We start from the raw sequence: 11,741 nt of genomic DNA on the forward strand, positions 1-11,741 counted from the left end.
ACAGGGGGATGAATTTATGAAACGCAGAACACTTCTCGCGAGTGCAGCAGCAGTCGCGCTTGCATTTGGCGGCGCAGCAATGGCTGAAGACAAAACCAAAGTTGGTTTCGTCTATGTAGGCCCAGTCGGTGACGGCGGCTGGACGTATGAGCACAACAAAGGCCGTTTGGCCGTTGAGGCTGAGTTCGGTGACAAGGTCGAAACAGTCTTTCAGGAAAACGTCCCAGAAGGCGCAGACGCAGAGCGCGTGATGTCCCAGATGGCGCTGTCTGGCGCAGATCTGATCTTCACAACGTCCTTTGGTTACATGGATCCAACAATCAACGTTGCGAAGAAATTCCCAGACGTAAAATTTGAGCACGCGACAGGCTACAAGCAAGCGGACAACGTTTCTGTTTACTCCGCGCGTTTCTATGAAGGTCGCGCCGTTCAGGGCCACATCGCTGGCAAGATGACTAAAACCAACAAGATTGGTTACATCGCATCCTTCCCGATCCCGGAAGTTATTCGCGGCATTAACTCCGCCTACATCCATGCGAAGAAAGTGAACCCAGACGTCGAATTTTCCATCGTTTGGGCTTACACGTGGTTCGATCCTGCCAAAGAAGCTGATGCGGCCCAAGCGCTGATCGAGCAAGGCGCGGACGTGATCTTGCAGCACACAGATTCCACAGCGCCACAAGCCGCAGCGGAAGCAGCTGGCAACGTCATCACATTCGGTCAGGCGTCCGACATGGCTGAGTTCGGCCCACTGCCGCGCGTCTCGTCCATCATCGATGACTGGGCACCTTATTACATTGCACGTACTAAAGCAGTTATGGACGGCACTTGGACAAGCACATCCACTTGGGATGGCATCGGCGCTGGCATGGTTGCAATCGGTGAAATTTCTGACGCGGTTCCTGCGGATGTAAAAGCCGAAGCCTTGGCAATGATCGACACATTGGCGGACGGCAGCTACCACGCGTTTACTGGCCCGATCAACAAACAGGACGGCTCTGCATGGCTCGCAGAAGGCGAGACAGCGGATGACGGCACATTGGCTGGTATGTCTTTCTACGTTGAAGGCATCACAGGCGATATTCCTAACTGATCCAAGCAATCGCTAAATCTTTGGCCTCGCGCGATTTCTCGCGCGGGGCCTTTTTTGTGACAAATGCCTTTTTACGCTTCCCTATCGAAATCGGCCAAACGATTTGATCGCCGGCAAGGATGCATGGCACCGAAGGCGTGGAAATACGCTCATTATCCACCCCAAAGCACAAACTGGCTCGCTTTCGCTCTTGCATTTCATCTGTCTGAGCAAAGTGCTTCGCGCTTCGCGAACTGCTTTTATCAGCAGCGTGCGTCTGGGACAGGCATTTCGCGTAAACCTGCTCGCTTTGAAAAAGCACCCGGTTCTAGAAAAGAACATCGCAAACAAAGGAGCCAAACTATGAGCACATTTTTCGCTAACGTCCCGATGTGGGTCTACCCCTTATTTGTCCTTTTGGTGATCTTGGGTTTGCGCGCTAGCAAAGATCGTACGGTGCCAATCATCTTGGTTCTTGCCTTGCCTTTGCTCGGCATTCTCACACTTCGCAACATTGTTTCATTGTCACCTGCGGCTTGGGTTTGGCTCGTTGCAGCGGCGGCGTATGCTCTGGGAATTGGTTTCGGAATGGTCTGGCAGCGCGGTTGGATTTTGCTAAAGGCAAAGGGCTCTATCCAAGTCAAAGGTGAATGGATCACAATGCTTGCGATGATGGTAATCTTTTGTGCTGGCTTCGCGAACGGTGCGCTTTCAGCGCTTCTCCCCGAAGTCTCACAATCGAGCATGTTTGCGGCGTGCTTTGCCGTTGTGACATGCGTTCCTGCCGGTCAGTTTCTAGGACGGGCAATCACTACCCTACGGGCACCTCTGAGTTCGCCCGCCTAAGACCTTTTCAACCCTTTAAGCGCGTGCCACTCTTGTGTCATGACACATATCAAGACACGAAACGGCAAAGCGGCAAGCCACTTTGCATTTGGGACAATGCAATTTGGCGGCAAGGCCGACAAAACAGCATCTGCCGAGATGTTTGACGCCTCTCGAAATTCTGGAATCAACCATTTCGACACGGCTTATATCTACACAGATGGCGCATCCGAAACGATCCTTGGCGCTTTGGCAGCGCCGTTTCGTGACGATCTATTGATCGCAACAAAGGTCGCCTATGATGGCAATGGCGATCCCAAAAAATTGCAATCTGATTTTGACACATCGCTCAAACGCTTGGCGATGGACAGCGTCGATATCCTCTACCTTCATATGTACGTCGGCGCAGATCTAAGACGCGCGCTCGAGTGGATGAGCACGCTGCAACGCAACGGCAAAATTCGATACATCGGGCTTTCCAATTTCGCAGCGTGGCAAGTCATGGCAGCGGCTGCTATCGCAAAAGATTTCGGTACGCGCATCGATATTATTCAACCCATGTATAACCTCGTGAAGCGTCAGGCCGAAGTTGAGCTATTGCCTATGTGCGCAGATCAGAACATCACTTGCGCGCCGTATTCACCGTTGGGAGGTGGGCTGCTCACCGGGAAATACACGACGGGTTCTGAAGGGCGTATCACTAATGACAAGCGCTATAGCGAGCGCTATTCGCTGGCCTTCATGCACCAATCGGCGAAGGATCTTAACGTGCTTGCTGCAGATCTGTGCGTGCATCCTGCCACTCTTGCAGCAGCGTGGGTTGCGCATCATTCTGCGCAACCAATGCCAATATTGTCTGCTCGATCAAGCGCTCAACTGGAGCCCTCCTTGAAAGCAATAGACTTCAAGATGGATGACGCTCTATATGCGCAAATTACGGCGCTTAGCCCGACACCGCCGCCTGCAACAGATAGATGGGAAGAGCGCTCATGACACGTCAATTGCCCGCCACCGCAAGCATTGCACAGACGGCCGCAGATGGTCGCCTCGTTGCGCCGTCTGCTGCAAACAACGCAGCTCCTCTTAGCCAAGTGCTGCGCGACATCGCCCCACGCGAAGGGCGCGCACTAGAATTGGCAAGCGGAACTGGACAGCACTGCGTTGCATTTGCGCGCGCTTGTCCAAACCTCACTTGGGTGCCAACAGACATCGACGCAGACCGGCTTGCCTCAATCGGAATTTATGTGAGCGAGGCTCAGCTCGATAATCTCACGTTGCCGGTGCGCCTTGATGCGACACAAGCGGGTTGGAGCGAAACGACAGGCCCCCTTAACCTGGCTGTTTTGGTAAACCTTTTGCACCTCATCAGCGAAGCCGAAGCCCAGACTGTCATCAAGGAAGTCGCCAAGGCACTCGCACCCGGCGGCGTCTTTTTGCTCTATGGGCCCTTCATGCGCGGTGGTGAATTGACATCCGAGGGCGATGAACGCTTTCATGAAAGCCTAATCAGAGCTGATCCAGAGATCGGTTATAAGGATGACTTTGATGTGATTGATTGGGCGTGCGACGCTGGACTTGATGTTGCCCATATTCTGGAAATGCCAGCAAACAATTTGAGCCTTGTTTTTAGTAAACCGGAGTAATCGGCCCATGACCCTCACCCGACGCGCGACTTTGTCTGGCCTTGCCAGCCTACCATTGCTTTCTGCACCATCGCTATTGCTTGCCCGCTCCAAGTTCAAAGACAACGACCCCGTTGATTTCGGCCGCCGTGCGCCATCCAGTTTTCCAGTGCACGGAATCGACGCCGCGCGGTTCCAAGGTCAGATGAACTGGCGACAAGTGAAACGCCAAGGCATTCAATTCGCTTGGCTCAAAGCGACAGAGGGCGGTGATCTCGTCGACCCAGAATTCAAAGGAAACTGGCGCGCTGCAAAACGTGCGGGTATCGCGCTTGGCGCCTATCATTTCTACTATTTCTGTACTGATCCTGACACTCAGGCAAAGAATTTCATCAAAAACGTACCGCGTTTGCGTGGTGGCATGCCGCCTGTCCTTGATCTTGAGTGGAACCCCTTTTCGCCAACATGCGTACTTCGCCCCCCCGCGAAAGAAGTTCGTCGCGTATCAAGACGATTTATCAGTCTCATCGAGCAGCACTATCAAACACGCGTTGTGGTCTATACCGCACCTGATTTCTGGGTCCGCAATGATGTCGCACGCCTAAAGCGCGACTTCTGGCTTCGCTCGACAGCCAAGCATGTCGAAAAACGCTATGGCGTAAAAAATTGGCAGTTCTGGCAATATACGGCGACTGGCGTCCTAGACGGCGTTGAAAAGGAAATTGATCTTAACTGCTTTAACGGAAGCCAAGCACAATGGAAAAAGTGGCGCAAAGCGCGCGCGGTTCGCTAGTGTCCAAACGTATCTTTTAGGTAAGCACGATTTTCCGCAGGCAGTTCCTGTGCTGCGCCATACGATAGTGACGTTACAACGGCTAGGCCAAATGCAAAGCCTACGACGGGCATAGCTTTGTGCCAGAATTTTGCTGGCGCGCGCCATTTGGAAAAACGCGCGGCAGCAGCGATATGGGTGAACACCGCCGTCACGCCAAGAACATAATACGGAAAGAAGTACCAAGCGAACGGTGGCGCGCTGACGACTGCGGCGGCAAAATAAGTTGTCGTTTCGAATTCGTAGCTCATCCTCGCCATGACAATCGCGCCGAGATGCTGAAGTAAAAAGAACGCGATATAGAGCCCTGATAGAACCTGTATCCACGCCCACGCGCCTTTTGGCTTGCCGCGCTTCGCAATCAGAGCGAGACCAAGGACTATCTGAACCGCAAAGAGCCCAAAGAGCGGGTACTCGATTAGGCCAGAGCGGTATCCTGACCTGAGGAATTCCATCACCTTTAGGTGCGTCTCGCGGCCCACGACAAGCACCGCGTGATTAACCAAGTGAAGCGCAATGAAAATCCCGAGAATTTTGGCATTCAGGCGATGGGCTTTGCTTAGGGTCACTTCACGGCTCCATACTCTAACGTATGTTACTTCTAGCGCCTTGCGAACTGTTTGAAAAGGGCACCCTCCCTAAGATGCCCCGTGTGCTAAAACAAACTTACCCATCAACACGAATTGTTGTGTTTTTGGGATCATAGGGGCTGTCTTCAACAACTTCAGCATCCCAAAGTTGGTCTAGCATCTTGACCTTGAGCTTCGTTCCAACGCTTGCCAATTCTGGTGTCACATACCCCATCCCAATCGATTTACCGAAGTGAACAGAGTAACCACCAGACGTGAGACGACCTATCTTCGTATCCCTATCATAAAGCGCCTCGCGGCCCCATGGGTCGGCATCCTCAGGTCCATCAATAAGCAGCGTCACACATTTGGAACGAATGCCAATCGCTTCCATCTCCGCCTTGCCTTGGAACTCTTTGGAAAGGTCGATGAAGCGCGGCAGATCGGCCTCGGCAGGGGTCGCATCGCGGCCAAGTTCGTTGCCGAAGGCGCGATAAGATTTCTCCTGACGCAGCCAGTTCTGCGCGCGCGCGCCAACCAGCTTCATACCATGCGGCTCGCCCGCTTTTTCCAGCAGATCAAAGAGGTAATTCTGCATTTCCATCGGGTGATGCAACTCCCAACCCAGCTCACCGGTATAGGCAACGCGGATCGCATTCACGGGGCACATGCCCAATTCGATCTGGCGCGCTGAGAGCCATGGGAAGCGTTTGTTAGACAGCGCCGTTGCTGGATCAGCGTCCTTGATCACCGCGTTCAACACGTCGCGCGACTTTGGACCCGCGATGGCGAAAACGCCCCATTGGGTGGTGACATCCTGAATTTCGATATAGCCGAACTCAGGCGCTTTATCCTCGGCACATTTGCGCAGGTAATCGGCGTCATAGGCCGTCCAAGCCCCTGCAGACACAAGGTAATAATCGTTCTCGCCATTACGCACGATCGTGTATTCGGTGCGCGTGGTACCAGCAGGCGTCAGCGCATAAGTCAGGTTGATACGACCCACTTTTGGCAGTTTGTTACAGGTGAACCAATCAAGGAACGCGGTCGCGCCCGGCCCTTTGACCACATGTTTGGTGAAGGCGGTCGCGTCGATCAGGCCTACGCCCTCGCGGATCGCTTTTGCCTCATCAACCGCGTGTTGCCACCAGCCACCACGACGAAACGAGCGGCTTTCTTCGTCGAAATTATCCGGTGCATCCAGAGGGCCAAAATAGTTCGGGCGCTCCCATCCGTTGACGAACCCAAACTGCGCGCCGCGCGCTTTTTGGCGATCATAGGCAGGGGCCGTGCGCAAGGGACGGCAAGCGGGCCGCTCTTCATCAGGGTGGTGCAGGATGTAGACGTGATCGTAGCACTCTTCATTCTTGCGCGCGGCAAACTCGGTCGTCATCCAGTTGCCGTAGCGCTTGGGATCGAGCGAGGCCATGTCGATCTCTGCCTCGCCTTCGACCATCATCTGGGCAAGGTAATAGCCTGTTCCGCCAGCCGCCGTGATGCCGAAAGAAAAACCCTCGGCCAGCCACATATTACGCAAGCCCGGTGCAGGGCCAACGAGCGGATTGCCATCAGGCGTGTAGCAGATCGGGCCGTTGAAATCATCCTTGAGACCGCTTTCCTCGCAAGAGGGCATGCGGTGGATCATCGCCATATATTGCTCTTCGATCCGCTCCAGATCGAGCGGGAAGAGATCAGCGCGGAAGCTGTCTGGCACGCCATGCTCAAACACCGCTGGCGCATTTCTCTCGTAGACGCCCAAAATCCAGCCACCACGCTCTTCACGCACATAGGATTGCGCATCCGCGTCGCGAATAACGGGGTGCTCTGGGTTGCCATCCTTGCGCCATTGCTGAAGCGCGGGATCAACGTCCGTCACAATGAACTGGTGCTCAACGGGTATCGCAGGGATCTTGATACCCAGCATCTTCGCCGTGCGCTGCGCGTGATTGCCCGAGGCGGTGACCACATGCTCTGCGGTGATGACGACTTGCTCGTCAGAGGCAACCAGATTGCCCCCCTTTTCAACCATCTTAGAGCAGGTCACGTTCCAATGCGTGCCCGTCCATTCAAAACTATCGGCTTGCAAACGGCGCACGATTTCAACGCCGCGTTGACGCGCGCCCTTGGCCATCGCCATGGTGACGTCAGCGGGGTTAATGTAGCCATCTGTGTGATGGTACAAAGCGCCTTCAAGCGTCTCTGTATTGATCAGCGGCCAGCGCGCCTTTATCTCGTCAGGGGTCAGAAATTCGTAAGGAACGCCGCAGGTTTCGGCTGTGGTCGCATAGACCATGTACTCGTCCATACGTTCCTTGGTCTGGGCCATACGCAGGTTGCCAACAACGGCAAATCCCGCGTTGAGGCCTGTCTCTGCCTCAAGCTCTTTATAGAACTCGACCGAATACTGGTGAATATGCGTGGTCGCGAAGGACATGTTGAAGAGCGGCAAAAGACCCGCGGCATGCCATGTGGACCCAGAGGTCAGCTCGTCCCGCTCCAAGAGCATGACATCGTCCCAGCCCGCTTTGGCCAAGTGATAGGCGATTGAGGTTCCAACGGCTCCGCCGCCAACGACCAGTGCTTTGACATCAGTTTTCATAAGCCCGCGACTCCCTAGGACCATCGTTGCCCCTGTTTTGCCAAATGCAAAGCGAACGCGAAGGGTTCAGCCGACTTAATACTGCAAAATTGCGACCTTTGTAGAGAATGGAACACGATGATTGATCAAACAGCAACTAGAAGTAGTATGTAGATGCTGACTTAGGAGGTTCAAATGGCTCATATTTCGCTCGATGACGCGGCTACACTGGCGGAGGCGAGCTATGACATTGGGCGCATTGTTTCGCCGAAACTGGTCAAGTCCTGCCCGCACCGCGACGTTCAGGCCTATGTGTTAGAAGGAGGCATCTTGTTGCTTCCCGGCTCTAACACGGTTCGCGATTATCTAAGGTATAACCTGCGTCCTTTGCGCCTAGGGAATAAGCGGCTTCACCTCAAGGACGGAGGGAGCGAAAAAGGCGCATCAGGTACGTTTTGGCATCAGGGTTTCTTGGCCTATGCAAAGGTAATCTATGATTGGCTCGACACCGAGAATCTCAAGCCAGACACCATCATTGGCCATTCGCTTGGCGCAGCAGCAGCGCAAATCCTCTCGAAAAGTTATGCTGCGCCTGCCATTGGTTTTGCCGCGCCGCGCCCCAAGTTGGTGAATGGCCCGGTTAAACACGACAAACTATGCCTCCTGATCAACCGCAACGATGATCTCGTACCAACGCTACCATCTGGATTTCATCATATGGGTGTAACCAAGCTTTTGGTGCCGCCGCCGAGAAACTGGTTTTCGTCGCATAAGATGTCTTCGTATAAAACCACAACCGCTGCTGCCCAAAAATCTGGGGCCCTGCCCAAGGCGTGGCCCTAGCACGGTTTGGCACCTTATTGACCCAATGCAACACCTTCGCGTCGTGGATCAGCGCCGCCCTGTAACACGTCACCTACTGCGATGATGTGAAGCCCCGAATTCAGGTCTCGTACGTTTACCTGATACCCCAGCGCCTCCAGATCAGGAGCCATAGCCTCCATCGCGCCACCTTTCTCAAGATCATAAGTGCCAAATCGATTCACCGCGTGACCAAACGATACGGCAGCTTGCACATCCATGTCCCAATCAAGATGCGCGATGATTGTTTTCGCGACATAACCGATAATGCGGCTACCGCCGGGACTGCCGACGATCAGCACGGGTTTTCCGTCTTTCAGTACAATGGTCGGAGCCATCGACGAACGTGGTCGTTTGCCGGGGGCAATCGCGTTGGCGATTGGAACGCCGTCTTTGTGTGAGCGGAACGAGAAATCTGTCAGCTCGTTGTTCAGCAGAAAACCACGCACCATGAGGCGCGATCCGAAAGCGTTTTCAATCGTACTCGTCATGCTGAGCGCGTTGCCATAGCTATCCACGATCGAGATATGGCTGGTCGAGGGCAGCTCTAAACTCTCGTCATCTGCCCAGTTCATTGCGTGATCAAAGGCAGGCATGCCTGCGCTAACGCTCCCAAGTGCAGGGCCACCATCAAGCGCCTCTGCGCGATTGGACAGATATGCGGGATCAAGCAGGCCTTTGCTCGGCACAGGCACAAAATCGCTATCCGCCATGTACCGCCCACGATCCGCAAAGGCGAGCCGCGACGCATCACCGATCAAGCGCCACGCATGCGGATTCTGAGGCCCCATCGCGGCCAGATCATAGCCTTCGAGCATTCCGAGAATCTGTCCGACCGTCAGCGCGCCAGAGGATGGAGGACCCATGCCGCAAACCTCATGGGCGCGATAAGTGGCGCAGACAGGTTTGCGTTCCTTCACCTGATAGTTCGCCATATCCGCCATACTGAGCACACCGGGATTGCCCGTCGCATTTTGCACGGCATCGACGATGTCTTGAGCAATTTCCCCATGATAGAAGCTCTTTGTCCCATTTCGGGCAAGCTCATTCATCAGGGCCGCATAAGGTTTGTTTGTAAGTAAATCATTGTGAGCTAATGCGCGACCATTAGGTAGAAAATAGCTGGCGGTTTCAGGGTACTTTGCCAATCTCTCAGCATCGCGAGCGATCAAACCTGCAAGCCGTGGCGAGACTGCGAATCCATAGTCAGCCAGCGAATAGGCATCGTAAAACAACCCGCTCCACTCTTGATTTCCCCATTTCTGATGCGCGCGCTCCATGAGCGCTGGGATTGCAGGCACCCCGACAGAGCGCCCGCCAACGACCGCATCAAAGAACTTCAAAGGCTCGCCATTTTCATCCTGAAACAAGCGCGGGGTTGCCGCCGCAGGTGCAGTTTCTCGCCCATCAAGAGTGGTGATCTCGCCGCTTTTCGCGTCATACCAAACCAGAAAAGCACCACCGCCTAGGCCAGAGCTTTGCGGCTCAACAAGACCAAGGACCGTTTGCACGGCGATCATCGCATCCGCAGCCGTGCCGCCGCGCTCCAGCACCTTTGCTCCCGCTTGAGACGCCAAGGGATTGGCAGCGACAACCATCCAATCCTGAGCCTCTATAGGCGTGCCTGCGGCCTTCGCATCTATCGAAATTGTCGTTTCGGGCTGAACCGCATCGGCTGCATCTTGGGCAAAAACAGTAAAGGGCGCGAGCAGCGCCAAACCTGTTGCAATCAAAGTCTGGCGCATTTCTCTTACTCCTATAAAGTTGCTTTATAGCATTCCCGGAACGACCTGGTCGGGTGGACGGTGCCCATCCGCGAATGTCTTGATATTTATGATAACTTTTTCACCCATCTCTTGGCGACCTTCTTGAGTAGCCGACCCCATATGCGGCAACAACACCACGTTTGAGAGGCTTTGAAGCTCGGGGCTTACCTCGGTTCCGTGTTCATACACGTCTAGTCCTGCACCCGCGATTTCATTCGCCTTCAGCATCCGTGTCAGGGCGTTTTCGTCAATCACTTCGCCACGTGATGTATTCACAAGAACCGCATTCGGCTTCATCAATTTGAGCCGACGCGCATTGAGCAGATGGAACGTAGATGGAGAATTCGGACAATTGACCGACAGAACGTCCGCCGATGCAACCATCTGATCTAGATCTTCGCAATAGCTCGCTCCAAGCGCCTCTTCGACATCCGGGCGAAGACGACGGCGATTATGATAGGAAACATCCATCCCGAATGCGCGCGCGCGTTTTGCGACGGCTTGGCCAATTCGGCCCATACCAAGAATACCCAGACGCCGCCCACTGATGCGACCCCCAAGGAATGCCGTTGGCGACCAACCGCTCCAATCTCCTGATTGCATCACGCCAAGACCCTCTGGAATACGACGTGTCACTGCGAGCAAGAGTGCCATGGTCATATCCGCGGTATCATCCGTAAGAACACCAGGCGTATTGGAAACAAGGATACCGCGTTGTCGTGCGGTTGCGACGTCGATGTGATCTACGCCTGCGCCATAGTTCGCGATTAACTTCAGTTTAGGCCCCGCTTGCGCCAGCAAGGGTGCATCAATCACATCGGATACAGTTGAGACAAGAACATCAGCATCCTTGATCGCAGCGACAAGTTCGCTTTTAGGCATAGGAGCATCATCATCGCGCAAGTTGACGTTGAATAGCTCATTCAGACGGTTTTGAACCGCGTCTGGCAGGCGTCGCGTCACGACAACACTTAGGCGTTCTGATGGCATCTTGCTCTCCTTGTGGCTTTTCAAACAGGCCTTTGCAGTGCAGAGTGGCGAAAAGCGCTGGCAGCTTCAAGAACCTTAGCGCACAAAACAACGCAGTAACCGCACAGGCCCACCGATGACCTCTATAGCAACGCTCATGCGCGCAGCGCTGTTTGCTGTCCTTGCTTCTTCGCTATCCGCTGGCGAACGCGGTGCAGAAACCAATCTACCTTTGCCCCGATACGTCTCTTTGAAAGCGTCAGAAGGAAACGTGCGGCGCGGTCCGTCGCTGTCCCATCGCATCGACTGGGTGTTCAAGCGTCGTGACATGCCGCTTGAGATTACCGCAGAGCATGGGCACTGGCGCCGCGTACGTGATCGTGATGGCGCTGGCGGATGGGTTCATTATTCGCTGCTGTCAGGCACGCGCTATGTGCTGGTCGAACGCGACATGATGCCTCTTTATCAACGCGCAGATCCAGAAACGCCCGTTATGGCGCGCTTGGAACTTGGTGTGATCGCCCGTCTTGGAAAATGCGGTCCAACATGGTGCCGGCTAACGTCTTCGGGCTACAAAGGATGGGCCCCAAAAGCAGAGCTTTGGGGAGTGAAGCCAGAGGAAATCCGGGATTGACCTAAGCTTTCCG

11 protein-coding genes are annotated in these 11,741 nt (G+C 54.4%); 7 read left to right on the plus strand and 4 right to left on the minus strand.

The annotated features are described in order from the left end of the window. Positions 1-16 precede the first annotated feature (16 nt). The 5 genes from ACRBCU_RS11635 (at position 17) to ACRBCU_RS11655 (ending at position 4,312) form a co-directional block, all read left to right on the plus strand. Positions 17-1,093, plus strand: a complete 1,077-nt coding sequence (locus ACRBCU_RS11635) for a BMP family ABC transporter substrate-binding protein (protein WP_431365554.1) — start codon at positions 17-19, stop codon at positions 1,091-1,093. Positions 1,094-1,435: 342 nt separating this feature from the next. Then, complete coding sequence (locus tag ACRBCU_RS11640) at positions 1,436-1,918, plus strand: hypothetical protein (RefSeq protein ID WP_431365555.1); 483 nt, start codon at positions 1,436-1,438, stop codon at positions 1,916-1,918. Between the two features lie 39 nt (positions 1,919-1,957). Beyond that, complete coding sequence (locus ACRBCU_RS11645; protein WP_431365556.1) at positions 1,958-2,890, plus strand: aldo/keto reductase; 933 nt, start codon at positions 1,958-1,960, stop codon at positions 2,888-2,890. After that, entirely contained in the window at positions 2,887-3,540 is a 654-nt protein-coding gene (locus ACRBCU_RS11650; protein ID WP_431365557.1) for a DUF938 domain-containing protein, read from the plus strand. Before ACRBCU_RS11645 ends, ACRBCU_RS11650 begins: the two co-directional genes overlap by 4 nt. 7 nt (positions 3,541-3,547) lie before the next feature. Next, positions 3,548-4,312: a GH25 family lysozyme gene (locus tag ACRBCU_RS11655; protein WP_431365558.1), complete on the plus strand. Its 765-nt coding sequence runs from the start codon at positions 3,548-3,550 to the stop codon at positions 4,310-4,312. Here ACRBCU_RS11655 and ACRBCU_RS11660 read toward each other — a convergent pair. Together ACRBCU_RS11660 and ACRBCU_RS11665 are read right to left on the minus strand one after the other, a co-directional pair. Continuing rightward, positions 4,309-4,920, minus strand: a complete 612-nt coding sequence (locus ACRBCU_RS11660; RefSeq protein WP_431365559.1) for a hypothetical protein — start codon at positions 4,918-4,920, stop codon at positions 4,309-4,311. The genes ACRBCU_RS11655 and ACRBCU_RS11660 overlap by 4 nt on opposite strands. Positions 4,921-5,017: 97 nt before the next feature. Then, a complete protein-coding gene (locus ACRBCU_RS11665) occupies positions 5,018-7,519 on the minus strand; it encodes a GcvT family protein (protein ID WP_431365560.1) in 2,502 nt (833 codons plus the stop codon). Between the two features lie 174 nt (positions 7,520-7,693). On the opposite strand from ACRBCU_RS11665, the gene ACRBCU_RS11670 reads away from it, so the two are divergent. Beyond that, complete coding sequence (locus ACRBCU_RS11670) at positions 7,694-8,341, plus strand: hypothetical protein (RefSeq protein WP_431365561.1); 648 nt, start codon at positions 7,694-7,696, stop codon at positions 8,339-8,341. 14 nt (positions 8,342-8,355) lie between these two features. On the opposite strand, the gene ggt is transcribed toward ACRBCU_RS11670, so the two are convergent. After that, positions 8,356-10,104 carry a gamma-glutamyltransferase gene (gene ggt, locus ACRBCU_RS11675; RefSeq protein ID WP_431365562.1) on the minus strand — a complete coding sequence of 583 codons (1,749 nt, stop codon included), beginning with the start codon at positions 10,102-10,104 and terminating at the stop codon, positions 8,356-8,358. A gap of 24 nt (positions 10,105-10,128) precedes the next feature. Next, positions 10,129-11,115 (minus strand): 2-hydroxyacid dehydrogenase, encoded by a 987-nt coding sequence (locus tag ACRBCU_RS11680; protein WP_431365563.1) that lies wholly within the window; start codon positions 11,113-11,115, stop codon positions 10,129-10,131. Positions 11,116-11,230: 115 nt separating this feature from the next. Here ACRBCU_RS11680 and ACRBCU_RS11685 point away from each other — a divergent pair, with 115 nt between their 5' ends. Beyond that, a complete protein-coding gene (locus ACRBCU_RS11685) occupies positions 11,231-11,728 on the plus strand; it encodes an SH3 domain-containing protein (RefSeq protein ID WP_431365564.1) in 498 nt (165 codons plus the stop codon). The last annotated feature ends 13 nt before the right edge of the window (positions 11,729-11,741 follow it).

This window comes from Planktotalea sp. (assembly GCF_050633725.1).
Classification (GTDB): domain Bacteria; phylum Pseudomonadota; class Alphaproteobacteria; order Rhodobacterales; family Rhodobacteraceae; genus Planktotalea.

Excerpts from the sequence above, each read along its gene's own strand:
- ACRBCU_RS11635 (WP_431365554.1), top strand. The coding sequence starts at position 17 with ATGAAACGCAGAACACTTCTCGCGAGTGCAGCAGCAGTCGCGCTTGCA.
- ACRBCU_RS11670 (WP_431365561.1), top strand. The coding sequence starts at position 7,694 with ATGGCTCATATTTCGCTCGATGACGCGGCTACACTGGCGGAGGCGAGC.
- ACRBCU_RS11680 (WP_431365563.1), bottom strand. The coding sequence starts at position 11,115 with ATGCCATCAGAACGCCTAAGTGTTGTCGTGACGCGACGCCTGCCAGAC.
- ggt (WP_431365562.1), bottom strand. The coding sequence starts at position 10,104 with ATGCGCCAGACTTTGATTGCAACAGGTTTGGCGCTGCTCGCGCCCTTT.
- ACRBCU_RS11655 (WP_431365558.1), top strand. The coding sequence starts at position 3,548 with ATGACCCTCACCCGACGCGCGACTTTGTCTGGCCTTGCCAGCCTACCA.
- ACRBCU_RS11685 (WP_431365564.1), top strand. The coding sequence starts at position 11,231 with ATGACCTCTATAGCAACGCTCATGCGCGCAGCGCTGTTTGCTGTCCTT.
- ACRBCU_RS11640 (WP_431365555.1), top strand. The coding sequence starts at position 1,436 with ATGAGCACATTTTTCGCTAACGTCCCGATGTGGGTCTACCCCTTATTT.
- ACRBCU_RS11665 (WP_431365560.1), bottom strand. The coding sequence starts at position 7,519 with ATGAAAACTGATGTCAAAGCACTGGTCGTTGGCGGCGGAGCCGTTGGA.
- ACRBCU_RS11645 (WP_431365556.1), top strand. The coding sequence starts at position 1,958 with ATGACACATATCAAGACACGAAACGGCAAAGCGGCAAGCCACTTTGCA.
- ACRBCU_RS11650 (WP_431365557.1), top strand. The coding sequence starts at position 2,887 with ATGACACGTCAATTGCCCGCCACCGCAAGCATTGCACAGACGGCCGCA.